Origin of the sequence: Variovorax sp. 54, from assembly GCF_002754375.1 — a bacterium.
GTDB lineage: Bacteria > Pseudomonadota > Gammaproteobacteria > Burkholderiales > Burkholderiaceae_C > Variovorax.
In genome coordinates this window covers 4,103,714-4,130,426 of sequence record NZ_PEFF01000001.1, presented here as the reverse complement: position 1 = coordinate 4,130,426, position 26,713 = coordinate 4,103,714, and the positions used below count along the sequence as shown (strand labels likewise).

The 26,713-nt window shown below is 63.9% G+C and carries 27 protein-coding genes; 6 read left to right on the top strand and 21 right to left on the bottom strand.

Translation table 11 applies throughout. The features are described from left to right. Nucleotides 1–61: 61 nt before the first annotated feature. The 11 genes from CLU95_RS19110 to CLU95_RS19060 form a co-directional block, all read right to left on the bottom strand. Nucleotides 62–1,276: a class I SAM-dependent rRNA methyltransferase gene (locus tag CLU95_RS19110; RefSeq protein WP_099795063.1), complete on the bottom strand. Its 1,215-nt coding sequence runs from the start codon at nt 1,274–1,276 to the stop codon at nt 62–64. Between the two features lie 66 nt (nt 1,277–1,342). Then, entirely contained in the window at nt 1,343–2,263 is a 921-nt protein-coding gene (locus tag CLU95_RS19105) for a tyrosine recombinase XerC (protein WP_099795062.1), read from the bottom strand. 40 nt (nt 2,264–2,303) lie between these two features. Then, nucleotides 2,304–2,948 (bottom strand): YdcF family protein, encoded by a 645-nt coding sequence (locus CLU95_RS19100; protein ID WP_257214669.1) that lies wholly within the window; start codon nt 2,946–2,948, stop codon nt 2,304–2,306. Continuing rightward, nucleotides 2,945–3,640, bottom strand: a complete 696-nt coding sequence (locus CLU95_RS19095) for a DUF484 family protein (RefSeq protein WP_099795061.1) — start codon at nt 3,638–3,640, stop codon at nt 2,945–2,947. Before CLU95_RS19095 ends, CLU95_RS19100 begins: the two co-directional genes overlap by 4 nt. Beyond that, nucleotides 3,637–4,521 carry a diaminopimelate epimerase gene (dapF, locus tag CLU95_RS19090; RefSeq protein ID WP_099795060.1) on the bottom strand — a complete coding sequence of 295 codons (885 nt, stop codon included), beginning with the start codon at nt 4,519–4,521 and terminating at the stop codon, nt 3,637–3,639. Before dapF ends, CLU95_RS19095 begins: the two co-directional genes overlap by 4 nt. Nucleotides 4,522–4,606: 85 nt before the next feature. Next, entirely contained in the window at nt 4,607–5,428 is an 822-nt protein-coding gene (locus CLU95_RS19085) for an alpha/beta fold hydrolase (protein WP_099795059.1), read from the bottom strand. Between the two features lie 49 nt (nt 5,429–5,477). Then, a complete protein-coding gene (locus tag CLU95_RS19080) occupies nt 5,478–7,058 on the bottom strand; it encodes an MFS transporter (RefSeq protein ID WP_099795058.1) in 1,581 nt (526 codons plus the stop codon). Then, a complete protein-coding gene (locus CLU95_RS19075; RefSeq protein WP_099797382.1) occupies nt 7,051–7,449 on the bottom strand; it encodes a DoxX family protein in 399 nt (132 codons plus the stop codon). Before CLU95_RS19075 ends, CLU95_RS19080 begins: the two co-directional genes overlap by 8 nt. An 8-nt stretch (nt 7,450–7,457) precedes the next feature. Continuing rightward, nucleotides 7,458–9,356 (bottom strand): amidohydrolase, encoded by a 1,899-nt coding sequence (locus CLU95_RS19070; RefSeq protein ID WP_218967465.1) that lies wholly within the window; start codon nt 9,354–9,356, stop codon nt 7,458–7,460. Between the two features lie 80 nt (nt 9,357–9,436). Then, entirely contained in the window at nt 9,437–9,727 is a 291-nt protein-coding gene (locus tag CLU95_RS19065; protein ID WP_099795056.1) for a DUF1427 family protein, read from the bottom strand. 30 nt (nt 9,728–9,757) lie between these two features. Then, entirely contained in the window at nt 9,758–10,411 is a 654-nt protein-coding gene (locus tag CLU95_RS19060) for a hydrolase (RefSeq protein ID WP_099795055.1), read from the bottom strand. Nucleotides 10,412–10,589: 178 nt separating this feature from the next. Here CLU95_RS19060 and CLU95_RS19055 point away from each other — a divergent pair, with 178 nt between their 5' ends. Beyond that, a complete protein-coding gene (locus tag CLU95_RS19055; RefSeq protein ID WP_099795054.1) occupies nt 10,590–11,501 on the top strand; it encodes a LysR family transcriptional regulator in 912 nt (303 codons plus the stop codon). A 34-nt stretch (nt 11,502–11,535) separates the two neighbouring features. On the opposite strand, the gene CLU95_RS19050 is transcribed toward CLU95_RS19055, so the two are convergent. Further along, nucleotides 11,536–12,165 carry a 2-hydroxychromene-2-carboxylate isomerase gene (locus CLU95_RS19050; protein WP_099795053.1) on the bottom strand — a complete coding sequence of 210 codons (630 nt, stop codon included), beginning with the start codon at nt 12,163–12,165 and terminating at the stop codon, nt 11,536–11,538. A gap of 164 nt (nt 12,166–12,329) precedes the next feature. Here CLU95_RS19050 and CLU95_RS19045 point away from each other — a divergent pair, with 164 nt between their 5' ends. Beyond that, nucleotides 12,330–13,175 (top strand): alpha/beta hydrolase, encoded by an 846-nt coding sequence (locus CLU95_RS19045; RefSeq protein WP_180288643.1) that lies wholly within the window; start codon nt 12,330–12,332, stop codon nt 13,173–13,175. Nucleotides 13,176–13,223: 48 nt separating this feature from the next. Here the strand turns inward: CLU95_RS19045 and CLU95_RS19040 are convergent, their stop codons facing one another. From CLU95_RS19040 to CLU95_RS19020, 5 genes are all read right to left on the bottom strand, one after another. Beyond that, nucleotides 13,224–13,553: a hypothetical protein gene (locus tag CLU95_RS19040; protein ID WP_099795052.1), complete on the bottom strand. Its 330-nt coding sequence runs from the start codon at nt 13,551–13,553 to the stop codon at nt 13,224–13,226. A 305-nt stretch (nt 13,554–13,858) separates the two neighbouring features. After that, on the bottom strand, nt 13,859–14,821 hold the full coding sequence (locus CLU95_RS19035; RefSeq protein WP_099795051.1) for a hypothetical protein: 963 nt from the start codon (nt 14,819–14,821) through the stop codon (nt 13,859–13,861). Beyond that, nucleotides 14,814–16,838 (bottom strand): ORC-CDC6 family AAA ATPase, encoded by a 2,025-nt coding sequence (locus CLU95_RS19030; protein ID WP_099795050.1) that lies wholly within the window; start codon nt 16,836–16,838, stop codon nt 14,814–14,816. Before CLU95_RS19030 ends, CLU95_RS19035 begins: the two co-directional genes overlap by 8 nt. Nucleotides 16,839–16,846: 8 nt before the next feature. After that, the gene (locus CLU95_RS19025; RefSeq protein WP_099795049.1) at nt 16,847–17,794 is read right to left on the bottom strand and encodes a phosphoribosyltransferase-like protein; all 948 of its coding nucleotides are present in this window, start codon (nt 17,792–17,794) and stop codon (nt 16,847–16,849) included. An 8-nt stretch (nt 17,795–17,802) separates the two neighbouring features. Then, nucleotides 17,803–19,203: a DNA methyltransferase gene (locus CLU95_RS19020; protein ID WP_099795048.1), complete on the bottom strand. Its 1,401-nt coding sequence runs from the start codon at nt 19,201–19,203 to the stop codon at nt 17,803–17,805. 391 nt (nt 19,204–19,594) lie between these two features. Between CLU95_RS19020 and CLU95_RS19015 the strand changes: the two genes are divergently transcribed. The 3 genes from CLU95_RS19015 to CLU95_RS19005 all read left to right on the top strand — a co-directional run bounded on the left by CLU95_RS19015 (nt 19,595) and on the right by CLU95_RS19005 (nt 22,218). Then, nucleotides 19,595–20,797 carry an MFS transporter gene (locus CLU95_RS19015; protein WP_099795047.1) on the top strand — a complete coding sequence of 401 codons (1,203 nt, stop codon included), beginning with the start codon at nt 19,595–19,597 and terminating at the stop codon, nt 20,795–20,797. Between the two features lie 60 nt (nt 20,798–20,857). After that, nucleotides 20,858–21,682: a 2,5-didehydrogluconate reductase DkgB gene (gene dkgB / locus CLU95_RS19010; RefSeq protein WP_099795046.1), complete on the top strand. Its 825-nt coding sequence runs from the start codon at nt 20,858–20,860 to the stop codon at nt 21,680–21,682. 110 nt (nt 21,683–21,792) lie between these two features. After that, a complete protein-coding gene (locus tag CLU95_RS19005; protein ID WP_099795045.1) occupies nt 21,793–22,218 on the top strand; it encodes a PaaI family thioesterase in 426 nt (141 codons plus the stop codon). Between the two features lie 42 nt (nt 22,219–22,260). Here the strand turns inward: CLU95_RS19005 and CLU95_RS19000 are convergent, their stop codons facing one another. Continuing rightward, complete coding sequence (locus tag CLU95_RS19000) at nt 22,261–22,653, bottom strand: hypothetical protein (protein WP_257214668.1); 393 nt, start codon at nt 22,651–22,653, stop codon at nt 22,261–22,263. 141 nt (nt 22,654–22,794) lie between these two features. Here CLU95_RS19000 and CLU95_RS18995 point away from each other — a divergent pair, with 141 nt between their 5' ends. Further along, nucleotides 22,795–23,664 carry a DUF7822 domain-containing protein gene (locus CLU95_RS18995; protein WP_099795044.1) on the top strand — a complete coding sequence of 290 codons (870 nt, stop codon included), beginning with the start codon at nt 22,795–22,797 and terminating at the stop codon, nt 23,662–23,664. A gap of 4 nt (nt 23,665–23,668) precedes the next feature. Here CLU95_RS18995 and CLU95_RS18990 read toward each other — a convergent pair whose 3' ends face one another. Genes CLU95_RS18990 through CLU95_RS18980 form a run of 3 tightly spaced genes read right to left on the bottom strand, consistent with a single transcriptional unit; the run spans nt 23,669 to nt 26,702 of the window. Then, on the bottom strand, nt 23,669–24,163 hold the full coding sequence (locus tag CLU95_RS18990) for a nucleoside deaminase (protein WP_099795043.1): 495 nt from the start codon (nt 24,161–24,163) through the stop codon (nt 23,669–23,671). A 20-nt stretch (nt 24,164–24,183) separates the two neighbouring features. Further along, nucleotides 24,184–25,500 carry a cyanate transporter gene (locus CLU95_RS18985; RefSeq protein WP_099795042.1) on the bottom strand — a complete coding sequence of 439 codons (1,317 nt, stop codon included), beginning with the start codon at nt 25,498–25,500 and terminating at the stop codon, nt 24,184–24,186. Further along, entirely contained in the window at nt 25,497–26,702 is a 1,206-nt protein-coding gene (locus CLU95_RS18980) for an amidohydrolase family protein (protein ID WP_099795041.1), read from the bottom strand. Before CLU95_RS18980 ends, CLU95_RS18985 begins: the two co-directional genes overlap by 4 nt. Nucleotides 26,703–26,713: the final 11 nt, after the last annotated feature.

Sequence of the window (26,713 nt, the reverse complement as noted above, 5' to 3'; positions counted from 1 at the left end):
GATTGGCGGGCAGTTTAGCCAATGCCACTGAGTTGCGTTGCCGATGGGGTCAAGCCCCCGTTCACAACGGCTTTCTGACCACCACCAGCCCCTTCAGGTACTCCCCTTCCGGGAACTCGATGGTCATCGGGTGGTCGGGCGAGGCGCCCAGGCGTTCGGCGATGTAACCGTCCACGCCGGCGTCGAGCCCGGCCGAGGCCACGATCTTGTGGAACAGGTCGGCGCTGATGCCGCCCGAGCACGAAAACGTGAGCAGCACGCCGCCGGGCTCCAGCAGCTTGAGCGCGAGGCGGTTGATGTCCTTGTAGGCCCGCGCGGCGCGCTCGGCGTGCAGCACCGTGGGCGCGAACTTCGGCGGGTCGAGCACGATCGCGTCGAAGGTGCGGCCCTGGTCGATGAACTCGCGCAGCACGGTGTTCACGTTGGCATCGAGAAATTCCGTGGCAATGCCCTGCCCTTCGAAGCCGTTCAGCGCCAGATGCGCGCGGGCCCGGTCGAGTGCGGGCTTGGACGAATCGACCGACACCAGCGAGGCCCCGTCGAGCGCCCCGGCCGCCTTCAGGCCCGCGAGCGCCGCCACGGTGAAGCCGCCCGTGTAGCAAAAACAGTTGAGCACGCGGCGAAAACGTCGGTGCTGTGCCAGTTCGGCAAAGCGCTGGCGGCTGTCGCGCTGGTCGAGGTAGAAGCCGGTCTTGTGGCCGGTCGCGATGTCGAGCGACAGCTGCCAGCCGTGCTCGCGGATGGTGATCTGGGTTTCGCCCTCGCCGCGCAGCCAGCCCGTGACGGGCTTCAGGCCTTCGCGCTCACGGCCGCTGGCGTCGGAGCGTTCATAGAGCTTGGTCAGGCCCGTGGCCTCGAGCAGCGCATCGGCCAGCACGTCTTTCCAGCGCTCCACGCCGGCCGACAAAAACTGCGCCACCAGCGTGTCGCCATAACGATCGACGATCAGCCCCGGCAGGCCGTCGGCCTCGCCGTGCACCAGCCGCACGCCGTCGCTCTGCAGGTCGAACAGGCCGCGCGCATGCACCGCGCGCGCGCAGACCGTGGAAAAAAAAGCAGCGTCGATGCGCTGCTTCTCATCAAAGCTCCAGGCCCGTGCCCGGATCTTGGACGTGGGGCCAAAGGCCGCCCACGCAAGGAAGTTGCCGTCGTGCGACTCCACGCGCACTGTTTCCCCTGAGTCCGCGCCGCCGCGCGCAATGGCGGATTCGAAGACCCAGGGATGGCGGCGTTGGAGCGAGCGCTCCTTGCCCGGCTTGAGGCGAAGGGTTTTCATGACTGAATGAAAAAAGGAATAAAGAAAGAGAAATGAAAAAACGAGGCAGGCGCTTGCTCGCGCCCGCTACTTGTCGTCCTTGTCCGGCCGGGCCTTGGCGCGCGGATGCGCCGCGTCGTAGACCTTGGCCAGGTGCTGGAAATCCAGCCGCGTGTAGACCTGCGTGGTCGCGATGTTGGCATGGCCCAGCAGCTCCTGCACCGCGCGCAGGTCGCTGCTCGACTGCAGCACGTGGCTCGCGAACGAGTGGCGCAGCATGTGCGGATGCACCGGCGCGGCCAGGCCCGCCTTCAGGCTGCGCTCGCGCAGCAGCTTCCACACCCCCTGCGACGACATGCGCGCCCCGCGCGCACTCACGAACAGCGCCGGCTCCTGGCGCTCGCCGCGCACCGCGAGCCAGTCGCGCAGCGCCTCGGCCGCCTTGCTGCCCACGGGCACACTGCGCCGCTTGCTGCCCTTGCCGAGCACGTGGGCTTCCATCGCATCGAGATCGACCCAGCCGCGCGCCGTGCCGCTCGCCTGTGCGTCGAGCCCCGTGAGCTCGCTCACGCGCAGGCCGCAGCCATAGAGCACTTCGACGATGGCGCCGTCGCGCGCTTCGGTCCAGGGGTCGGCCTCGGGGTCGTACAGCTCGGCCAGGCGCACCGCGTCGTCCACGCCCAGCGCCTTCGGCAGCGGCCGGCCCGCCTTGGGCGCGTGCACGTCCTGCACCGGGTTGAAGCCGATCAGCCCTTCATGGCCGAGCCAGCGGTAAAAGCTGCGCCAGCACGACAACACCAGCGCAATGCCGCGCGGCTCGCGCCCGACGCTGTGCAGCTGCGCCATCCAGCGGCGGATGTGCGCCGTCTGCACGCGGTCCAGCGGCAGGTTGGCCTCGGCGGCGTGGTCGGTCAGCGCGCGCAGGTGGAAGGCATACAGCTCGACCGTGCGCGGCGCGAGCCGACGCTCCACGCGCACGTGTTCGAGGTATTTGTCGATCCATTCCATGGTGTCGTCGTGCTCCGTGCGCCGCGCGGGGCCGCGCTAGCTAGAACAGATAACCGAGCGATGCATTGTTCACGATGGCGGCAGGCTCACGCAATGCGCCCTTGAACAGCATGCCCCAGCGGCGCCAGCACGAGGTGGGCGCGGCGGCGTACTGCACGTCGAAGGCCTGGTCGAAGCCGCTGGCACGCACCAGCCGCTCGATGCGCCACAGGTGGTACGGCTCCGACACGATGATCACGCTGCGCACGCCATTGGCTTCGAGCACCGTGCGCGACAGCGACAGGTTGGCGCGCGTGGACGACGACACCGACTCCAGCACCATCGGCCCCGTGTAGCCCTCGGCCGTGGCGTGGTCGCGCATCACCTCGGCTTCGATGCGGCCGTCTTCGACATCGACGCCGCCCGAGAACACCAGCGTCTGCACGCGACCGGCGCGCGCCAGCACGATGCCCTGGTCGACCCGGCCCGTGAGGCAGGGGTTCGGCTTGCCGTCGAGGTAGGCGCGGTTGCCCAGCACCAGCGCCACGTCGGCCGCACGCGGCAGCGGGCCGGCCAGTGCGGCTTCGGCATGCCGCCAGATCACGCCCGCGATGGCGACATACGTCAGCACGCCGGCCAGCAGCAGCAGGCACAGGCCGGTCAGCCAGGGCCGGCGGCGCCACCCGCGTCGCGCGGGACCGCTCAAGGGCGCAGCCGCGACAGCGCGCCCGACGACAGCTCGGCGATGCGCTCGAGAAAGTCCGTGCCCATTTCGGCGTTGAAGCGCTGCGCGTCCGGCGAGGCCAGCACCAGCAGGCCGAAGGCCGGCGATTCGGCGTCGGCGCGCAGCGGAATCAGCGCGATCGATGCGGCGCCCTGCGGCTCGGGCAGCCAGTTGGCCGCCTCGAAGCCCGAATTGAGCCCGCAGTACGGCGAGGTGAGCGAGGTGGCCAGCGCCTTCACGTCGTCGCTCACCCACTGGGCATAGGCTTCGTTCAGGTACTCGGTGCCGCAGTCCCACACCTTGATGGCCGTTTGCGGCACCAGGAACAGCGACTGCAGGTCGACCGCGATGCGGTACGGCAGGCTGCGCGGGTCGCGCGTGGTCAGCAGGCCCTTGGTCCAGCGCTGCAGGCGGTCGGCGATGACGACGTTTTCGGTGCCGTGGCGCACCATGTCCATCAGGCGGTGCTCCAGCGCCTTGATCTTCTCGCGCAGCATTTCGGCCTGGCGCTCCTGCAGGCTCACGGCGCGGTTGCCGTGCGGGCTGGTGAGCTGCACCTGCGCCAGCAGCTGGGCGTGGCGCTCAAAGAAGTCGGGCGTGTTCGACAGGTAGTTCGCGATGTCGTCTTCGGTGATCGGGTTCATGGCGTTGTTGTCGTGGGTGAATGGGGTCATGGCTGTTCCGAAATGTCGGGCACGTCGATCTCGCCCTCGAACACCGTCGTGGCCGGTCCTGTCATGAGCACCGGCCGGCCGTCGCCCTGCCACTCGATCGTGAGAATGCCGCCGTGCGTCTGCACGTCGACGCGGGAATCCAGCAGCCCCAGGCGAATGCCCGCCACCACCGCCGCGCAGGCGCCCGTGCCGCAGGCCAGCGTTTCGCCGGCGCCGCGCTCGAACACCCGCAGCTTGATGTTCGACCGGTCGACCACCTGCATGAAGCCCGCGTTCACGCGCTGCGGAAAGCGCGGGTGGTGCTCGATCTGCGGGCCCTGCTCGGCCACCGGCGCCGTGTCGACGTTGTCGACCACCTGCACCGCGTGCGGGTTGCCCATCGACAGCACCGCTACCGAAACGATAGCGCTGCCGGCCCGGGTGCCCAAGGCGAGGTGCCACTTCTGCCACGCGCCTTCGTGCTGCGGGTCGAGCCCGGCCGTGTCGAAGGGCACGCGCGCCGGCTCGAAGACCGGGGCGCCCATGTCGACCGTCACGCGGCCGTCGTCGCCCATGCGCGGCTCGATCACGCCGGCCAGCGTCTGCACGCGCACGTCTTTCTTCTCGGTCAGGCCGTGCTCGCTCACGAAGCGCATGAAACAACGCGCCCCGTTGCCGCACTGCTCCACCTCGCCGCCGTCGGCGTTGTGGATCACGTACTGGAAGTCGATGCCTGCAGCGGGCGACGGGCGCACCGTGAGGATCTGGTCGGCGCCGACGCCGAAATGGCGGTCGGCCAGGAAGCGGTACTGCGCGGCGCTGAGGCCCAGCGTGCCGCGCGTTTCGTCGAGCACGACGAAATCGTTGCCGGCTCCCTGCATCTTGGTAAAGCGGATTCGCATCGCCGGATTATCGCCACCGGCGCCGCCCTTCGCGCCGAAAGGGCCGCAGGGCGCAGCCCTTTCGGCACACCCAGTCTCAGCGGCCTCAGCCCTGGATGAACGCCAGCAGGTCGGCGTTGACCTGCGCCGCGTGCGTGGTGCAGGTGGCGTGCGGCGCGCCGGCATACACCTTGAGCTGGCTGCCCTTGATCATTTCGGCCGCCAGCTTGCCCGTGGCCTCGAAGGGCACGACCTGGTCGTCGTCGCCGTGGATCACCAGCGTGGGCACGTCGATCTTCGCCATGTCGGGGCGGAAGTCGGTCTCGGAGAACGCCGTCACGCAGTCGATGGTGGCCTTGATCGAGGCCTGCAGCGCGATCTGCAGCGTCTGCTTGAACACGCCCTGCGACACCTTCGCGCCCGGGCGGTTGGTGCCGTAGAACAGCGTGCTGAAGTCGTCGATGAACTGCGGCCGGTCGGCGGCCAGCCCGGCGCGGATGCCCGCGAACAGCGACGCCTCGGGGCCCACGGGATGGTCGGCCGTCTTCATGAACAGCGGCGTCACCGCGCTGATGAGCGCGAGCTTCGCCACACGCGCGCTGCCCTTGCGCGCGATGTAGCGCGTGACGTCGCCGCCGCCCATCGAGAAGCCCGCCAGGATCACGTCCTTCAGGTCGAGCGTCTCGATCAGTTCGGCGATGTCGTCGGCGAAGGTGTCGTAGTCGTAGCCGGTCCAGGGCTGGCTCGACCGGCCGAAACCGCGGCGGTCGAACGCGATGACGCGGTAGCCGCGTTCGGCGAAGAACAGCATCTGGGCGTCCCACATGTCGGCGCTCAGCGGCCAGCCATGGCTGAAAAGAATCGGCTGGCCGCTGCCCCAGTCCTTGTAATAGAGCTCGGTGCCGTCGCGAAGGGTCAGTGTTGTCATGGTTTTTTCCTTGGGTTGAAGAGACATGGAACGGGAAAGAAAGCGCCGCTCAGAGCGCCAGGAAGTGATGCACCTCGGGCTTGCCCGGGCCGATGTGAAAGCGCAGCGCCTCGGCCTGCAGGTCGGCGTCGGCCTGCGACACGCGGTGGTGCTGGCGCAAATGCTCGGCCCACGATTCCACGAGGAACCACTCCATCACGCGCTCGGCGTCGGTCGTGTGTTCGTGCACGCCCCAGGCGTAGGCACCGTCGCGGCGGCGCTCGAGCGACAGCCGCTTCATCGCATCGAGGAACGCCGGCCGGTCTTCCTTGCGGATGCGGTACTCGACCTGGATCATCACGGGCCCGCGGTCGTGCGCCACAGGCTCGGCCAGCAGCGGTTCGGGCCAGTGGTTCGACGCCTGCAGGTCGGCCTCGCCGGCGGGCAGCCGCACGCGATGGAACACCAGCCCCATCACCACCAGCCCCACCGCGCCCGCCACCAGCGTGGCCGGCACGCCGATCTGCTGCGCAATCAGGCCCCAGCCCAGGCTGCCCGCGGCCATGGCGCCGTTGAACACCGTGAGGTACACGGCCAGCCCGCGCCCGCGCACCCAGTTCGGCAGGATCGACTGCGCCACCCCGTTGAGCGTGGTGAGCGCAATGATCCAGCCCAGGCCGAGCACGCCCAGCATCGGCACCGCGAGCCATTGCGGCGGCGCGAACACCAGTCCACCCATCACCGCCGCCGTGAGCAGCGAAGCCAGCAGCAGCATGCCGTCGGCATCGAGCCGCGCACGCAGCCGCGGCATCACCAGCGCACCGCCGATGGCGCCCGCGCCCACGGCGCCGAGCAGGATGCCGTAGAAGCTCGCCGTGCCGCCGAGCATCTGGCGCGCCACCAGCGGCAGCAGCGCCCACACCGAGCTGGCAAACAAGAAGAACACCGCCGCGCGCAGCAGCACCACGTGCAGCTCCTTGCTGGCCCGCGTGTAGCGGATGCCCGCACGGAAGGCGCCGAAGAAGTTCTCGGACAGCCCGCTGTCGACCGCCGCCGGGCGCTTCCACCACAACAGCGCCGCGATCACGAACACATAGCTCAGCACATCGAGCCCGTAGGTGGCAGCCGCACCGAAGCTCGCGAGGATCAGCCCGCCTGCCGCCGGCCCGATGGAGCGCGCGATGTTGATGCCCAGCGAGTTGAGCGCCACCGCGCCCTTCAACTCGCTGCGTGGCACCAACTCCGGCACGATCGACTGCCAGGTCGGCCCCATGAGTGCTGCGCCGATGCCGCCCACGAAGGTCAGCGCCACCAGGTACTCGACCGTGAGCGCCCCCGTGTGCGACAGCACCAGCAGCGTGCCGCTCACGGCAGCCAGCAGCACCTGCACGAAGATCAAAAAGCGCCGCCGGTCGAGGATGTCCGAGAGCACGCCCGCCGGAATCGCGAGCAGGAAGATCGGCAGCGTCGCCGCCGTCTGGATCAGCGCCACCGCCGTCGGGCTGGCCGACAGGTCGGTCACCAGCCACGAGCTGGCCACGTCGCGCATGAAGCTGCCGATGTTGCCCAGCACCGTGGCGGCCCACAGCACCGCGAAGACCGGCTGGCGCAGCGGCGCAAAAGCGCCGGCAGACTTTTGAGGCTCAGTCATCCTGGCGCTCCTTGAGGTCGAGCCAGGCGACGAGCACAAAGCCGCCGACCAGGCCCAGGTGTTCGAAGAAAGAGTTCGCGGCCATGAAGCGTTCTTGCCCCATCGGCATTTCCCAGAAACGCAGCGCGACAAAGGTCGCCATCAGCGTGAAGCCGCCCAGTGCGAGCGCACCGAGCCAGCGCCAGAAGCCGATGAGGATGAGCGCCGCGGCGCCCAGCTCCAGCACGATCACCGCCACGGCCAGCGGGCCGGCCGGCGACAGGCCGAAGTGGTTCATCTCGCCGATGGCGGCATCGAAGTCCATCGCCTTGTTCAGGCCGCCCTGCAGGTAGGCCGCGCACAGCAGCAGCAAGGCGATCCAGCGCACGGCGGGCGAAAGGGTCCAGTGCATCGTCTTCATCACACCGCCCAGCAGGCGCAACCGAGCGCGCCCCAGAAGCTCTTCAGGTCGGCGATGGGCAGCTTGCTGCTCCATGCCGTCGCGTGCTGGTGGCCGTGCACGTTGCAGTCGTTGGCGCAGGCGCACGACATCGCAGCGTTGCGCATCACCTTCTGCAACGGTGCGCCTTCGGCCTTGTCGGCCCAGCCGGCATAGCCGCCGAAAGTGCGCGCGGGCGACCAGTCGGGCATGGCGGGCGGCACGCTGCCTTCGTCGTGCGGGGCGAACGGGCCGGCGCCGTAGACCACCTTGCCACCCACCATCGTGAGCAGCGCGGTCGTGTCGGCGATTTCCGATTCGGCGCAGGCGAAGAAATCGCGGTCGGGCACCACCAGGTCGGCGAGCTGACCGGCCTCGATGCGGCCCTTCTTGCCCTCTTCGTTCGAGAACCAGGCGACGTTCTCGGTCCACATGCGCAGCGCGCCTTCGCGGTCCAGGCAATTGCGCTGCGGGTACAGCTGCATGCCGCCCACCGTCTTGCCCGTGACCAGCCACGACAGCGACACCCACGGGTTGTACGAGGCCACGCGCGTCGCGTCGGTGCCGGCCGAGACCTTCAGGCCGCGCTCGAGCATGCGCTTGACCGGCGGCGTGGCCTCGGCCGCGCCGGGGCCGTAGCGCTCGACGAAATACTCGCCCTGGTAGGCCATGCGGTGCTGCACCGCCACGCCGCCGCCCAGCGCGGCGATGCGGTCCATCGACTTCTCGGAAATCGTCTCGGCATGGTCGAAGAACCAGTTCAGGCCCGCGAGCGGCGTGTCCTTGTTGACCTTCTCGAACACGTCGAGCGACCGGCTGATGGTTTCGTCGTAGGTCGCATGCATGCGCCACGGCCAGCGGTTTTGCGCCAGGATGCGCACCACGCCTTCAAGGTCGCCTTCCATCTCGGGCGCCATCTCGGGGCGCGGCTGGCGAAAGTCTTCGAAGTCGGCCGCCGAGAACACCAGCATCTCGCCCGCGCCGTTGTGGCGGAAGTAGTCGTCGCCCTGCTTGTAGGTCGAGTTGGCCGTCCAGTTCAGGAAGTCGTCCTTCTCGGCCTTGGGCTTCTGCGTGAAGAGGTTGTAGGCCAGGCGGATCGTGAGCTGCCCGTCGTCGTGCAGCTTGCGGATCACTTCGTAGTCGTCGGGGAAGTTCTGGTTGCCGCCGCCCGCATCGATGGCGCCGGTCACGCCCAGGCGGTTGAGCTCGCGCATGAAGTGGCGCGTGGAATTGAGCTGGTAGTCGAACGGCAGCTTCGGCCCCTTGGCCAGCGTGGCGTAGAGGATGGCCGCATTCGGCTTGGCCAGCAGCAGGCCGGTGGGGTTGCCGGCGCTGTCGCGCACGATCTCGCCGCCGGGCGGCGCGGGCGTGTCCTTGGTGTAGCCCACGGCGCGCAGCGCAGCGCCGTTGAGCAGCGCGCGGTCGTACAGGTGCAGGATGAACACCGGCGTGTCGGGCGCCACCGCGTTCAGCTCGGCCAGGGTCGGCAGGCGCTTCTCGACGAACTGATGCTCGGTGAAGCCGCCCACCACGCGCACCCACTGCGGCGCAGGCGTGATCGCCACCTGGCGCCGGAGCATGCCCATCGCGTCGGCCAGGCTCTTCACGCCGTCCCAGCGCAGCTCCATGTTGTAGTTGAGCCCGCCGCGAATGATGTGCAGGTGGTTGTCGATGAGGCCCGGCAGCACGCGTTTGCCCTGCAGGTCGATCACGCGGGTGCGGCTGCCGGCCAGCGGCAGCACGTCTTCGGCGCGGCCCACGCGGGTGAAGCGGCCGTCCTTGATCGCCACCGCGTCGGCCGTGGGGTTGGCACGGTCCAGCGTGGTGAAGCGACCGTTGCGCAGGATGAGGTCGGGGGTGGAGTTTTCGGTGTGGGCCATGGTCGATGCGGGTGCGAGGGAGGTGGCTGCGAGGGCGCCAAGGGCGCCAAGAAAGTGACGGCGTTGCGGGTCTTGCGAGCTCATGCGTCGCTCCGCTCGGACGGGCGGGCGGCGGCGGTCTTCACCGCCTCGGGCTTCACGCAGGTGGGCAGTTCGCCGAACACATGCGGCTTGACCTGGTGCTGCAGCCACGAGGTGGCGGCCGGCCGGTCGAACACCTGCCGCACCAGCGGCGGAATCTGCTCGCCCAGCAGGATGCCCAAGAGGCCCACCAGGGCGATCACCGGCGGCGCCGGCGAGCGCACCTGGAAGAGCGCGTAGATCACGCCGACCAGCAGGCCGAGCGCGAGGGAAACGACATAGGTCTTCATGGTCGGTCGGCCTTCCGGGTGCTCTGGCGCTCAGCCTTCGTGCGCGCCGAACATGGTCTTGGCGTAGGTCACGCCCAGACCGTAGGCGCCGCCCACCTTCTTCGCAATGCCGGTCGTCAGCTCGTACGTGTCGCCACGCGCCCAGTCGCGCTGCAGCTCCAGCAGGTACTGCAGCGAGGTCATCGGCCGCGCGCCGGCCTGCACCATGCGCTCCATTGCGCGGTTATGCGCCTCGGTGGACACGTCGCCGCTGGCGTCGGCAATCACGTACACCTCGAAGCCCTGGTCGAGTGCCGACAGCGCCGGGCCGACGATGCACACGCTGGTCCACAGGCCCGCCAGCACGATGCGCGGCTTGCCGATTTCGTTCACGCGGTCGATCACGGCGGCGTCTTCCCAGGTGTTCATCGAGGTGCGGTCGAGCATCTTCTGGCCGGGGAAGGCGTCGGTGATCTCGCTGAACATCGGGCCCGAAAAACTCTTTTCGGCCACCGTCGTCAGGATGGTCGACACCTTGAAGCCCGCCGCCGCCTGCGCCACCAGCGCGGCGTTGTTGCGCAGGTTGACGGCGTCGATCGAGTGCGTGGCAAAGGCCATCTGCGACTGGAAGTCGATCATCACCAGCGTGTGGTCGGTGGGGGTGAGCAGCGTGGCGCCGGCGGTGGGGGTGGCTTTGACGGTCATGAGAGGCTCCTTTGACAGGGTTGAGTACTTAGATATTCGATTCGGTTCACAATCGCTTTCGGAGGGAATTTCCTTGGCGTGGGCTGAATCATCCGGTGCACGCAGGGCCTCATCGACGAAACTTTTCACCATCAATGATCGAAGTTTTCGATCATTCCTTTTTTGCGAGGAACGCCCCGTGCTCAAGCTCACCCTGGAAGCCATCGAGGTCGTCGACGCCATCGCGCGCCACGGCTCCTTTGCCGCCGCCGCGACGCGGCTGAACAAGGTGCCCTCCACCATCTCTTACGCCGTCGGCAAGCTCGAAGAGCAGCTCGGCATGCTGCTGTTCGAGCGCAACGGTCCGCGCGTGACCCTCACCGGGGCCGGCGAAGAAATGCTCAAGGAAGGCCGCTGGCTGCTCGGCGCCGCGAGCGACCTCGAATCGCGCATGCGTCAGATTGCCACCGGCTACGAGTCGGAGCTGCGGCTGGTGCACGACTCGCTCATTCCCACCGAGGCCTTCATGAGCGACATCCGTGCTTTTGAAGACCTGCGCTGCGGCACGCGGCTGCGCATCGGCTGCGAGGCGCTCACTGGCAGCTGGGAGGCGTTGCGCGAGGGCCGCGCCGACATCGTCGTGGCCGCAGGCGAAGGCCCGGCCGGCGGCGGCTACCAGACCGCGGCCGTGGGCAGCCTCGACTTCGCCTTCTGCGTCGCGCCCACCCACCCGCTCACGCGGCTGACGCGCCCCGTGCAGCGCGGCGACCTGATCGACTGCAACGCCATCGTCGTCGGCGACACCGCGCGCATCCTGTCGGACCGCACCGTCGGCCTCATGGCCGGGCAGCCGCGCATTACCGTGCCGTCAATGGCCGCCAAGGTCGCCTGCCAGGTCGCCGGACTGGGCCACGGCTTTCTGCCGCGCGCCTGCATCGCCGGCGAGCTGTCGCGCGGCACGCTGGTCGAACTGCCGACCGAAGAGCCGCGCACGCCCGAAGCCTTCTGGCTCGCGTGGAAGACCGGCGCACAAGGCCAGGCGCTGCGCTGGTGGCGCGAGCGGCTGAACCGCTCGCTCATTCCCGCGCTGCTGCCGCGCTCGTTCGCCTGAAGAAGAAGAGAAAGAAAAACGAAGAGGTTGTCGCTCAGCCGCCGGCGCGCAGCTTGTCCAGCGCCCGGTCGAGGAACGCCAGGCGGTCTTGCCCCCAGAAGCGCTCGCCGTTCAGGATGAACGTGGGCGCGCCGAACACGCCCGCCTCCACCGCGTCGGCGCTGTTCGCGCGGTACACGGCCAGCACCTCGGCCGACTGCTCCAGCGCCTGCAGCGCCGCGCCGTCATAACCGGTTTCGTCGGCGATGGCGATGCGCACGTCGGCCTGCGCCGTGTCGCGCTCCTCGGCCCACAGCGCGCGCAGCAAGGCGTGCGACAGCGGCTGCGCGTCGAGGCCCTGCAGCTGGGCGGCAATCACCATCCAGCCGGGGTACTTGTTCCAGTTCGGATCGGTCGGCGCGCCCTTCGGGTAGTGCGCGGGCTCCAGGTTCATCGGCAGGCCGAGGTAATCGCGCCAGCGCGACAGCTCCAGCGCGTGGTACGTGCGGCGCGGCTCCGGGCGCGTCTTCAGCGGAATGCCGCCGGTCTGCGGCACCACCGCCTGGAAGTCGTAGGGCTTGAGCGTGAGCTGCACGTGGTGGCGGCGCACGATGTCTTGCAGTTGCGGGCCGCCGAGGTAGGCCCAGGGCGAGGAGAGGCTGTAGTAGCAGTCGAGAGCGATCATGTCCGGATTATCTTCAGCCCCCGGCCAGCGCGCCGCACGGTACCGCCATACACCTCGCAACGCGGCGCCTTGCGAACGCGGTGAAACTACGCCCCTTGCGCGTTGTGCACCCGCTGGGCCCTGCCCTTGCAGTGCCACGCAGCCATTTTTCCGGGAGCCCAGATTTGCAGCCGAAGACCCAAGCCAAGATTGCACGCATTGCCCTGTCGGCCTCGGCCGCCGTCATCGGCAGCCTGGCCGCCTACTGGACCCTGCTCGCCACGCGACAGGGCCACATCCTGTTCAACGCCCGCAAGCTGCCCGTCGTGCATCTGTCGGACGACTTCTCGACCTACTCACACCCCGTGCCGGGCGGCATGGTGCGCGGCTACGTGTACCACCCCCACGGTGAAGACGCGCTGCAGGATTTGTTCATCTACTTCGCCGGCCGCGGCGAAGACGTGCGCGCCACCGCGCAGATGCTGCACTGGCTGCCCGAGGGCTTCGGCTTTGCCGCCCTCAACTACCGGGGCGTGGCCGACTCGGAGGGCGCGCCTTCCGAAATCGCCTCCGTCGCCGACGCCGCCCAGTTCGCCAACCACCTGCGCCGCGCCTTTCCGCATGCGCGCCTGCACGTGGTCGGCCGCAGCCTCGGCACCGGCGTGGCCATCCAGCTCGTGGCGCAGCAGCCCTTCGAAAGCCTGCAGCTCGTGACCCCGTACGACTCGCTGCTCGAAGTCGCCAAGAAGCGCTTTCCGCTCGTGCCGCTGTCGCTGTTGCTGCGGCACCGCTTCAACTCCATCGAGCACAGCAAGGAAGTCGCCGCCAAGACCCAGGTGCTGCTCGCCGCGAAGGACGACGTCGTGCCGCACGAACGCTCCGAAAAACTCATCGCCGCCTGGCCCACGCCCGTGAGCGTGCAGACCGTGTCGAATTCGGACCACCACAACATCACCGGGCTTGAAGAGACGTGGTTGATGCTGGTGGACTTTGCGTTGACGGCGGTGTTGCCGGAGCCGAAGGCGGCTTAGGGGTTGCGGGCCGGTCGTGATGCAGAGGCCTCACGCCAGCCGCTGTGGCTAGGCCGGCTTGAGCGAAGGTTGCGCTTGCAGCGCATCGCGTACGGCGCCGGCTGTTGCGTTGACGGTGGCGATACGCGTCATCAACGCTTCGTTGAGCAGGCGCAGCAAGGCGCTCAGTTCAGTGCGGGTGGGGGCGAGCTCTTCGCTGTCGTTCAGGGCGCTGGTGTCTACGAGCTTTTCTAGCGCTGTGTAGGCGCGCATCACGCCATTGAGGCTGTCGGCGTCGTCGCAAGCTTGCAGGGCAAGGTCGTCGAGCGTGGGTAGCGCGGAGTCGAGAGAAGAGGTGCAAGCGCGCGGTTGCGCGAACACGGGTGCAGATTCAGCCATGAGTGGCCTCCCAGAACTTCGATTTGCAACAACCGACGCACCCGCTTCCAAACGGTGGCGGCAGCTCGAACGGGTTGGAAGACCGGGAAGCTCTGACGAGAACCGGCAAGGCTCGCGCCTTCCCGTTCGAGCCGCCAAAAACTGGAGGCGCAAACAGAAAAGCCGCAGACCATGTTGCGGTGACTGCGGCTTTCGTCGCAGAACTTCGACGGGCTTCCAAACCCGGTCACGCTTTTTGCGCGACGGGTCAGTATATCGACGCGAGCAAGCCCGCCAAATTAATTTTCCGAATCCATAGCAACGTGTCACGCAGGTGGGCGACGCAACTCCACCGTGTAGGTCCAAAGCCTCTTCAGACCAATCGAAGTTTCCCGAGAATACGTCAGACACTCAGGAAAGATGATCGAAACTGCACCTCTCGAGCGCCCCTCAAATAACCAATAAATGCTGAATCCAAGTGCTTGCACTTTTGTTGACAGAGGGGACAAATAGATGTTATTCGCTCCACCCTTTCGATCAATCTCATTAACTATTGCACTGAGTGTATTGGCTGTCGAAAATGGATCATTTGCCGGAGCGAATCGTCTATTCCCCACCCAATCGCTTCTGAGAGCGACCTCCCCGCTCGCAGCTGCCCTAATTGCACTTTGCTGATACATATCGGGGCTTAGGGAAGGGAATGCAAAGACAGGAAAAACAACCGATCCATCTTTATTGTTTGCGACTTCACTTATCAATCGATCATCGTAGCCAACACCCAAGATCAAAAACTCCTTCGCCGAGCCTGTCGTACTTGGACCAAGACCCCGCACAGGCCGAACGACGCCAGACGTGGTTGTACTAAAACTAGTGTGCTCCTGTTTTAGATATGTCTGTGGCTCAGAATAGACAGCCGTAAATTGATGCAACCCCAAATTCTCAAACTTCGCTGTCAAAAATACTAGGACGTGACGCATAAATCCTGTAATGTCAACGCAAATTGACTTTCCATTTAGGTCGCCCATTTGTGCCAGCAACGCATTGACTTGAACAACTTCATCCGTAGATGTCGGGTGAACGAGCTCGTGCCCCTCAGGAAGATCAACTGGTAGGTACTGATATTCTGGATGAATGAGCCAAATTTTCCTCACCGAATTAATTCCAGAAAACACTCCACTCACTCTATCGCTGGAATTAAAAGCTGAAACGAGAATATCAAATCGAGGCAACTCCTTGGAGATTCTCTCAACTTGAATTGGTCGTCGATAAAAAACCGCGTAATCAATCATTTTCAAAAAGATTGCTTTGCGATATGTCGAAATACGAACCTTTTAGCGGCATATTCCATTTTGCAGAATGGGTTCTCAGAAGGGCTTCAAAGTCTTTCTCAAGCTCCGGATCGAAAATTGCATTAAGCAAATCTTTTGTCAATGACAAATCCCCTCTTCTTGCCACGGGCAACCCCCACCTGGGAGAGAGCACCGGGTTTAGTTGTATTTTTCTCAAAAGAAGTTGACTATTCCTGTCTGGTCGTCCCTCTTGAATTTCAAAAATTAGGGAATAGTTTAGGGCGCTATTGAGAATTTTTCGAGCTTGTTTTGTCAAATCAGAATCTGCAAAACTCACAGCCAATGGAGAAACCTCCGGGATGCTCAGTGCATAACGCGCAACCCTAAGAAGCGATGCGAGTCGTGAGACACCTTCACGAGCTAAATCTGATTGACTTCCGTAATTTGTGTCCCGCTCAAACATGAATCTTGCGGCCTCAATAGCGGCTTGAGATTGCATCGAAATCGGCAAGATCGCGCCTCCCATGAATGGCATACCTTTGAAGGTAGCAATTTCATATAAACGCCCAAGCACTACAAGTAGGTTCCGGGGGTTTCCGGATGACATTTTTACAAAGGAATCAAATCCGGCGTACAAGGGCTTCTCGAGCTTGCTAGATTCACGACAAAGCTGTGCGAATAGATCTATCGCATAATGCCCGTACGCTGTCGCGTAATAGTCTCTTTTGGAACTCTCTTTTTTCAAGAACTCCAACCCCATGTTTTTAATTTCCATCGCAACTGCCAGCGCCTTGGACTTTTTCGTAAATCGCTTACAAAAAATCAAGATATTCAGTTTTTGCAACAGCAAAGGAAATGCCGCGGTCAGCCCGTCTACAACAACATCAATTTCACTCCCCGATAGCGCAACAAATCCCCTAAGACTAAACAGTGCATCACGGAAGTGCTTTACAAATTGAGGATTTGAGTCCGCTATCCCAAGCGATGCAATGGGCTTCGCATAAAAATCAGATCCATCGATTTCCTCAAAGCAAAGTTTAGGATCAAAGCCGCCTCCCGTGAAATCAACATTATCGATTCCGATTATCCCCAATCGCTTTGCAACGAATTGCCTAGCAAATTGTGGATACTTTTGATAGCTTCGCAAAACCTCGTCCAAAACGATCGTCCGAAACTCCGAGCCTTCGCGATTCTCCTCTCCGTTAGCAATGGTGGATAAGGTTTTCCGCGAATACAGACGCCCAGTCATTCGAAAAGTTGTTTGACCTTCGCCGTATCGAATTAGCGTGTTAACAACTTCTTGCTGAGAGATCGAAAAATTCTCGATTTCGTCAACGAGATAAATTAACGGAACATCCAAAAAACATTCATTCCATGCGGCGAGCGCACGTCCAAGAGGAATACACAACCCGCCGATAGCAAAGGCGACGCGCACATTGAGCTCACCATTAAAAGCAGAATTATTTACGGCATCATCAATTCCACGACGCTCTCTGTCCACCCACCGAGAAAAATCGCTTAGCGTCTGGCATTGAAGAATCTCGGGATCATGAACCGATCTGGAAATACTTTGCAGAAGTGCTGCGTCGTCGAAATAACTATCGGGCGAACTTTTCTTAATATCGTTGAGTGCATCAAGAACGCCTTCAACTAAGCGCAACTCAAGATAAACACCAAAAAGCTGTTGCCATTTGGCCGCCGACTCCTTTGGGGGGTCAAAGCGTGAGGCATCAAAGCCTGCCGCACGAACAAATACCGCAAGCACCTTCGCTGCTGCAATTATTTCAACCCCTTGCTTTTTAGGTGCTCGAAGACGCACCGCCGAATACGAGTGGTATCTAAGCAAATGAGTCTTACCCGTTCCCTTCCCACCCAAAATATATTTGGAATCGCGTGAGCGAGGTTCGATAATTGCATTAATAACCTTCGCGCCAAGTTCCACCCATAGTGAGTTGATCTGAGCATCCGTATAGTCGGACGCTCGAATTAGTGCGAATGGATTGAGGTTTTCGGTCATACAGACAATTACTTTTTATCGTACCGCTGAAACACAGGGCTCCAGGGGTGTCGAATTCCTTCATCCCAGAATATTGGCAACGTGTTATCGGGGGTATTGTGCGAAAAGCCGAGCAGGAGCTGTCCGTCTTTATAACCCAAAGCGCGCCGAGGCTGAAGCGCGCTCCCATAAACGCGAGCCAATTGCTGCAGGTCATTCAAAACAAACCACTCAGGAGCTCCTGAGAAATATCTGCTATTTGCGTCGAAAGCCTTATATGAATCATCCAATTCAAATAAGCAAAAAGCCTTCCCATCAAACAACTGTTTCTCGTTCAATCGATCGATTCCGGCAGAGGTGGCAAAAAGAGATAAAAACCGAAGCTCTACCTCCGGCGTGCCTTGCCGAATAGCTCGCAGAGAAGTTTTCAAATATTGGCTAACTTGGTCACCTGATCCGACCAAATCATCGAAAAAAACGTATCTACTGACTCCACCATTCCGCTGTTCATAGCGCTCTCTTCCGCTCTCATCTAAGCGAACGACAAAAGCCTCATGAATATCTGAAAACAGTTCTTTTGACAAGTGGTTTACTTGCCTAAAGAAGTACAACAAATGGGCTCCACTCTCTGCGGGGTTCCCCACTCCAATGAACCGAGTCGAGGCGAGTTCGGATGAGTATGCAGAGCGAAGCACGGCTCCACTCGTTTCACTCCCATAATTTCGCCGAATTCGCTGCATCAGCGGCGCTTCAAAGTGATCCCGATAAAGAGAGCGCAACAACTCTCGAACGAGTCGTCGACCAAAATACATGAATCGGGTTAGGGCAAATAACCCATGATCGCGCTCACGCTCTTGATCGAATGCCGTCCCAATGAAATTTTCCGCCCATTGTTCAATTTGCGGCCATTTTATTTCGTCATCCCAAGCATGAATGACAAGATTCCTCAACTTCTCCTCACACTCTTCTTTATACATACTTAACTTTATCTCTTCTTAAATACAAGTATGCTTTCACGCGAAATCACGGATGCAGTGGTGTTTCTTTTCGTCATTAGTCCTCTTGATTTAATCTTATCAATAAGATGCATATCGATATCAACACCAGCGCTGCGCATGTTATCCGTGATAAATTGATCTGTCGTTAGAGGAATGCCGCACACCTCATTATTTCCGACAATCAAAATAATATGACCGCCAGACTTGGCAACCCGAATCATTTCAGACATGGCGACCGAAAGATCTGAAAGATATTGCCGCGAGATCTTTTCTCTTCGAGGGTTTACCTTTTTTACTTGGGATAAAAAACTCTCGTAATTAGCAGGCAAAGAGCACAGGAGAGCATTTCGCTTTTGTGCAACGTGCTCACGCCCGATTGATTTTGCTTCCAGCTCGGAAAGCTCTTGAGGGCCTGCCAATCCAAGCCAATTTAACGCCAAGCTGGTAGATCTCACATATTTCTGGGCGCTTCCATATGGAGGAGACGTCAGCACCATAGGAATACTCGCCGACTTCAGCCTCTCGCTTCCTTTTGGCTCCATGAGAAGACGGGCATCTTCACCAACGACAGTAGCGGACTTGCGGTTTGGATTTACGGCGTTTGCGCGCAACACCCTGTCGATATTTGCAAGGGTGACGTTACTAAATTCCTCAAGATAATCTGCATCGGAAATCCATTTTAGATGTGCGACAATTTTTAAATTTATTGCCTGCGAAAAACTCTCTTTTGTTTTTAATCTAACTGGCACCGAAATAGATGGGTCGGCGGCACTTAGTCGTCGAGCCACTGTTGAAAAGCAGATCAAGAAGAAATCCTGCGCCGATTTGTCCTCAACATCACGGACGGCGCGAAGGAGAATTTCTAACTGCTGCTTGCGCGGATTGCTGTACCACAAGTCCGCATTTACGATGCCAATCGATGGAGCCAATCGATAGCGTTTTGCTCTCTTAACAATAGCAACAGCTTCTAGAACCAACTGGTCAGCGTCGTACGGCGTTGTTTTGACTTTTGTGATCAGCAAAGCCATTGGATTAGCGTCGCTAACATAGGCCTGCCGGTTCGCTATAGAGGATTCAAGTGCGACAGTCCCGGACCCACAAAATGGATCTAAAACTACTCCACCTTCCGATCGAAAGGTACTTGCGTGCAGAAAGAAATGCGCTATATGCGGGAGCAATTTTGCGGGGTACTGATGTATCTGATGGGTTAGTTGATCACCTAACCTAACCCAATTCACCAGTTTTCTAAATTCAACCTCTACCGGTTCGTGAGATTTTCTGTATTCCCGTCGAAGCTCTTCTGCCAAAAACGACGTATCGACAAGGCCATCAATTTGCGGAGCCTGAAACTCCTCTTTTTCTTTATTGACCGCGCGCGAATAAGGCATCGGTAACTTTCAAAATGGCGAGAGATAAATTCCAATACGCGAATTGGTCCAGTCGCTACTACAGTAATTCGTGGAATCTTGCGAGCCCCATCCGTCCTGCGTCTACGACGCAGTATGTTATACGAAGGTCGCATAGATTTCTCTTACTCCTTGGCTTGAGTTTCAGTGTTTTGGCCGGTCGACGCGATTGACTTCGGTGGGTGTGAACCTCACTAGCGAACATCAATAGAAAATTCGATGCGGATTCAACGCCGTTAAGGCTTCGGGGTTGCAATTCCTTCTCGTCGCAGCCGCACTCTTGCTTGCTAGGCAACTATCTTCTTCCCCACCCCCCATTTATCCGCAAAGGTAACCGCAAGACACTCCTCCTCATCCCCCAAGGAGTGCTCTCATGCCAATCGCCTTACTCGCGCTGACCCTCAGCGCCTTCGCCATCGGAACGACCGAGTTCGTCATCGTTGGCCTCCTCCCCACCGTCGCTGCCGACCTCGGCATCGGCCTTCCCTCGGCCGGCCTGCTGGTCAGCCTCTATGCGCTGGGCGTTGCCATTGGCGCGCCGGTGCTCACGGCCCTCACGGGCAAGCTGCCGCGCAAGGCGCTGCTGCTCGGGCTGATGGCGCTGTTCACGGTCGGCAACCTGCTGGCGTGGCAAGCGCCCAGCTATGAATCGCTGATTGCCGCCCGCGTGCTCACGGGGCTGGCGCACGGGGTGTTCTTCTCGATCGGCTCGACGATTGCCACCGGCCTGGTGCCGAAGGACAAGGCGGCGAGCGCCATCGCGATCATGTTCACGGGCCTCACGGTGGCGCTGGTCACGGGCGTGCCGCTGGGCACGTTCATCGGGCAGCACTTTGGCTGGCGCGAGACCTTTTTGGCGGTGTCGGCGCTGGGCGTGGTCGCCTTCATCGGCAGCTGGATCTTCGTGCCGGGCAACATCCGCCACACGCCGCCGGCCTCGCTGGCGCAACAAGCCAAGGTGCTGGCCGAGCCGCGCCTGCTGCTGGTGTATGCCAAGACGGCCATCGGCTATGGCGGCTCGTTCATTCCGTTCACGTTCCTGGCGCCGATCCTCACCGACGTATCGGGCTTCAGCGCCGGCGCGGTGGGCTGGGTGATGCTGGTGTACGGCATCTCGGTGGCGGTGGGCAACATCTGGGGCGGCAAGCTGGCCGACCGGCTGGGTCCGATTCCGGCGCTGAAGATCATCTTTGCGCTGCTGGCGGCCGTGCTGCTGGTCTTCAACTTCGCGGCGCCGCACAAGTGGCTGGCGCTGGTGGCGGTGCTGATGTGGGGCGCGGTGGCGTTCGGCAACGTGCCGGGGCTGCAGGTGTACGTGGTGAAGCAGGCCGAACGCTTCACGCCGCAGGCGGTGGACGTGGCCTCGGGCCTGAACATCGCGGCCTTCAACCTGGGCATTGCCGGCGCGGCCTGGGCCGGCGGTTTGATCGTGACGCACCTCGGGCTGATGCACACGCCCTGGATCGGCGCGCTCGTCGTGCTCGTCTCTCTGGCCCTCACGCAGTGGAGCGGCACGCTCGACCGCCGTGCCGGCATTCCGGTGCACGCCTCGGGGCCGGTGCCGGTCGGGCACTGAGCCTTTCTCTTCTCCCCTCTTCTTTTCCCTTTCTTTGAACGCACAAGGACAACACACGTCATGACCACGAACAACATCAACGCTCCCATTCCCGCCTTCGGCCTCGGCACCTTCCGCCTGCAGGGCCAGGTGGTGATCGACTCGGTGAAGAACGGCCTCGACCTGGGCTACCGCACGATCGACACGGCGCAGATCTACGGCAACGAAGCCGAGGTGGGCCAGGCGATTGCCGAAAGCGGCGTGGCCCGCAACGACCTCTTCATCACCACCAAGATCTGGACCGACCACTACGCGAAGGACAAGCTGGTGCCGAGCCTGAAAGACAGCCTCGCCAAGCTGCGCACAACCGAAGTCGACCTCACGCTGATCCACTGGCCCTCGCCCGGCAACGCGGTGCCGGTGGCGGAGTTCATGGGCGCGCTGGCCGAGGCCAAGGCGCTGGGGCTCACGAAGCAGATCGGCGTGTCGAACTTCAACATCGCGCTGATGCAGGAGGCCATTGCCGCCGTAGGCGCGCCAGCCATTGCCACGAACCAGATCGAGCTGCACCCCTACCTGCAGAACCGCAAGGTGGTGGCCTTCGCGCAGCGCCACAACATCCGCATCACCTCGTACATGACGCTGGCCTACGGCAAGGTGCTGAACGACCCGGTGATTGGTGCGATTGCCACGGCGCACGGCGCCACGCCCGCGCAGGTGGTGCTGGCCTGGGCGATGCAGCTGGGCTACGCGGTGATTCCGTCGTCGACGAAGCGCGCGAACCTCGAAAGCAACCTGAAGGCGCAGCAACTCACGCTGACCGAGGCCGAGATGGCGCAGATCGCAGCGCTCGACCGCGGCGAACGGCTGACCGATCCGCAAGGGCTGTCGCCGGCGTGGGATTGAGGCTCTGGCGTCGGGCATGAGGCGGTGAGGCCGCGCGGCAGAATGCAGCAACCCCTCGGGGCGCCACGACCGGCGCCCTTTTTCTTCTGCTTCTTTTCCCCTCGCCCGCCATGACCGCCCTCCACACCCGCATCTCCGACAGCTTCAACGCACAGGGCCTGATGGCCACGCTCGGCGCGCGGCTGGTGCATGTGGGCGATGGCGAGGTGCACATCGAGATGCCGTTCTCGAAGGCGCTGTCGCAGCAGCGCGGCTATGTGCATGCGGGCGCGGTGACGAGCATCGTCGACAGCGCCTGCGGCTACGCGGGGCTCACGAAAGCGCCGCAGGGCTGCGACGTGGTGACGGCGGAGTTCAAGATCAATTTCATGCGGCCCGCGCTGGGCGAGCGCTTCCTGGCGGTCGGCCGGGTGCAGAGCTCGGGCAAGCTGCTCGCGGTGTGCACGGGCGAAGTGCGCGCCTTCGCGAAGGCGAGCGACACGGACTACAAGGTGGTGGCGATGATGCAGGCGACCATCGTGAACGTGGCGCAGTAAGCGCGCGACAGCGGCGGCCGTCGTCGTCGTCGCTGGGTGCGGCTACCCGCGCTGCACGGTGGCTTCGCCTTGTTCCTGTTGTTGCTGCGGCGGCTTCTGCTTCTGCTGCTCGGCGATCACCGCGCGGCACATGGCTTGCAGTTCCGCCGCGACGGCGTCCGGCGCCTTGCGCAGTTCGGCAATGTCGCGCTCGCCGACGCAATGGCCTTCGAGGCGAACGTAGATGCGCGTGAAGTTGCCGCCGAGCGCGCGAGCAATGTCGCGCAGGCAATCGGCAACGCTGGCAAAGCCGGTGTGGCTGTAAGAGCTGGGCGGGATCACGCCCTTGGAGCGCGGTGCGCGCACGGAATACAGGTACGACGCGCCTTCAGAGCGCAGCTCCACCACGGGCTGCAAACCGCGCTGAACGTCGTCTTTTCCTGGCTTTCCTGGCATGAGGCGGAGTGTAAATCTGGCGCGGGCAGAATCACCTGACCAGGCCGAAGGCCGCTTCGCGAGGGGTGGCACTTCTTCATTTCTTGTTGGTTCATCGCGGCGCCGCACACAGTGCAGCCGCCGTTCACACTTCACAGACCCATGGCCAATCGCTCCTACCTCTACAGCCTCACCAACCGGCCCACGTCGTACACGGACCGGCCCGAAACCATCTCGGGCGTGTCCGAATGGAACTACGACATCCCGTTCATGTACCGCCTGCTGATGTCGGGCGACCCGCAGCTGTGCGCGTCGCTGATCTCCGACGGCCTCGAAGACGACGAGGAGACGGGCCAGAAGGGCAAGCTGTACGCGATCAGCGGGCGCTTCGAGCCGGGCTTTGCGCGGGTGAAGCGCCTCATCGACATCGTGCGGTACCTGGCGGCGCAGGCGCCGTTGCCGGCGCCTGCGCCTGCAGCCCCGCCCGTTGTGGCGGCTGCGCCCAAGGCCACGTCGTTGGTCGACCGGCTCAAGGGCTGGTTCTCGCCACCCGCCGCATCACCGAAGGCACCGCCTGCGGCCGTCTCTCCCGCATCGGCGACACCCGCGACGGGCTCGACGCTGCTGCCGAAGTGGTTGGACGAGACGCTGGCTTTTCTCGAAGCCCACCGCAACGAGCATCTGCTGCTGGAGACGATCGAGCTCGACACGATGTACGAATCGGAAGAAGCCCCGCTGCGGGCCTGTGTCGAGAAGGAGCTCGCACGTTGTCAGCAGGCCGGTGCCGCGCTCGATGCGCTGCCGCAAGACATCGCGGCGGCGGCGCAGTTGCTGCGCGAGGCCGGTGCAACCCAGCAGGCGGCCCCGCTCGATGCCTTCTTCGGGCTGCGCTTCGACGACGACTGCGACAGCACGCGCACCCGCGCGACGGAATATCCGCTCGGGCTGCAGTGGTCGGAGATTCTTTACTTCGGCCTGTTCAACCGCGCCGAGTTCGAAGAGGCGACACGCGGCGACGCTGCAGCTGCGTAGCGTTTCAGTTGCCGCGCCGCGGCGCTGCCCACGCCGACAGGATGCGCACGGCCTCGGCGTCCATCTTCTGTGCGGCCGGCTGCGCACGTGCGGCCAGCGGTGCGCCGGCTTCGGTGCGCAGCACGTCGACGTCGATCGGGTGGCGGGCCGCCAGGGTCACGCCCTGGAACGCTTCGCCCGATTGCGCGAGCGTGGCCGCGTAGTACAGCTGGCCAATGCCCGCGATGTGCATGGCCGCCACGCACATGGCGCAGGGCTCGCACGAGGTGTAGAGCTCGCAGCCCGACAGGTCGACGGTGCCCAGCCGGCGGCAGGCGTCGCGAATGGCTTCGACCTCGCCGTGCGAGGTGGGGTCGTGGTGCGCGACGGAGTGGTTGAAGCCCTCGCCCACCACCTCGCCGTTCTTCACGACGACAGCGCCGAAGGGCTCGGTGCCGGGCTCCTGGAGTGCCCGGGCCGAAAGGGCCAGGGCGCGCTGCATGAAGTGTTCTTGGTACATGGGTCGGATCTCCGTTTGTCTCAGGCCTTGCGGGCCTGGTCGATGGGGGACAGCGCGGGCGCGGCCGGCGCGCCGAACAGGCCGGCGGTGGCGCTGGCGTAGCGGCGCGGGTCGAAGCGCAGCACGGCGGGCAGCAGCAGCACGGTGACGACGGCCAGGTAGGCCCAGGCCATGGTGAAGCCGCCGGTCTGCTCGCGCACCCAGCCGGTGACGAAGGGCGCGAGCGCCGCGACCATGAAGCCCACGCCCTGAATGAAGCCCGCGAGCGCGCCGGCCTGCGCGGGGTCTGGCCGGTGGTCGAGCGCGAGCACCATGCACAGCGAGAACGCACCGCCCAGGCCGACGCCGAGCACGACAGCGATAGCGGCGGCTGGCACGGGCAGCGCGAACCCGAGCGCCGCAAAGCCCGCGAGCTGTGCGAGCAACGCACCGACCAGCCAGGGCCGCAGGTCGCGCTGGCCGCCGCGCCGCGCGAGCGCCGGCAAGGTGAGCGCGCCGACGACCTGCGCCAGTGTCATGAGCGCGAGCACGGCGCCGCCCTGCTGCGCCGTCCAGCCGCGCTCGGCATGGAAGTAATGCGGCAGCCACGCGACGAGGCTGGTGTAGCCGCCGTTGATGAGGCCGAAGCACAGGGCCAGCAACCACGCACGGCGATGGCCGAAGCAGCGCAGCCAGGCGCGGTCGAGCGAGGGGTCGGCGGTGCCACGTGCGGATGACGATGCAGACGGCAACTGCCGCGCACCGCGCAGCCACGCCGCCAGCGCCACGACCGCGAGCACCGCCCACATGGCGAGGCCGGCGTGCCAGTCGAGTTGCGCCTCGCCGCCCACGGCGCGCGCGAGCCACGGGCTGGCCATGGCGCCGAGCCCGCCGCCGCCCATGATGGCGGCCGAATAGAGCCCGGTCATGAGGCCGAGCCGCGCGGGGTACGCCTGCTTGACCACACCGGGCATGAGCGCCTGCACCAGCCCGACGCCCGCGCCCGCGAGCGCGGCGCTCCACAGCAGCGCCGCGGCGCCACCGGCCACGTAGCGGCCGGCGCAGGCCAGCGCGATGGCGCCGAGCCCGAGCGCAATGCCGCCGCGCGCACCCAGACGCTGGCCCACGGCCGCGCCCGACAGCGACACGGCGCCCATCGCGAACATCGGCAACACGGTGAGCAATGCGACGGCATGAAAGCCGATGCCGGTCGCAGCGCGGATCGGTTCGAGCAAGGGGCTGCTCGACGTGAGAAAGGCGCGCAGGTTGAGCGCGACCAGCACGACCACGCAGGCGAAGAAGACCGGGCCCGCGCCGGTGCGCGAGTTGCTGGATGCGGGAGATGCCGTGCGGCTCACGCGGGCACGGCGCCGGGCACGAGCGTGCCGTGGCGCGCGACCACGCGGCCGCCCGACACCACGAGCCGGCGCACCGGGCGGCTCACCACGGCCTGCGCGGTCGTTTGCGCGTCGACCAGCACGAGGTCGGCGCGGCAGCCCACGTCGAGCCCGTAGGCCGCAAAGCCGCAGCCGCGCGCGCCGGCGTGGGTGACGGTGTCGAGCGCCACGTCGAGCTCGTCGTCGCGGCGCAGGTTGTAGCGCAAGCCGATGAGCATGGCGCGCTCGAGCATGTCGGGGTTGCCGTAGGGCGACCAGGTGTCGCGGATGCCGTCGTTGCCGCCGAGCACGGTCACACCGGCTGCGCGGCATGCCATGAGCGGCGGCACGTTGCGCGAAGCCGGCGCGCTGGTGACGAGCACCGCGCCGAGTTTGGCCATGCGCGCGAGCAAGGCATCGCGCTCGCGTTCGCTCACGTCGCCGAGGCAGAAGCCGTGGCTGATGGCGACCTTGCCCTGCATGCCCAGCGCCTCGGTGCGCTGCAGGATCAGGTCGAGCGAGAAGGCGCCCATGGCGCCGGGCTCGTGCAGGTGAATGTCGAGCGGGCGCTGGTGCTTGTGGGCGATACCGAAGAGCACGTCGAGCGACTTCACGGGGTCGCCGTCGATGGCGCAGGGGTCGAGGCCGCCGAGCACGTCGGCGCCCATGGCCAGCGACTGGTCGAGCAGCTCGGCCGTGCCGGCGCGCCCGAGCAGGCCCGACTGCGGAAAGGCGACGACCTGGATCTGCTGCACCTCGCGCAGCGTCTCACGCGTGCGCAGCGTGCCTTCGAGGTGGCGCAGGCCGGCCTGGGTGTCGACGTCGACGTGCGTGCGCAAGCGCGTGGTGCCGAGCGCAAGAAAGGCCTTGGCGAGCACCAGCGACTGGGCGGCGGCATCGTGCCCGCTGGCGTGGCGGAAGGCGCGCTCGTTCTCGATCTTGTCAGTGAGGTTCGTGCCGACCTCGTTGCGGTACCAGTCCATGCCCCACATCGTCTTGTCGAGGTGGGTGTGGCCTTCGACGAGGCCGGGCAGCAGCAAGGCGCCCTCGCCTTCTTCGATGGTGGCGCCGGCCGGTGCGGCGAGTGCGGTGCCGATCTCGGCGATGTGGCCGTCGTGCACGCGCACATCGACAGGAGACGCGCCCAGGGGGCGCACGTTGCGGATCAATAGCTGCGAGGTCATTCGGTTTCGTT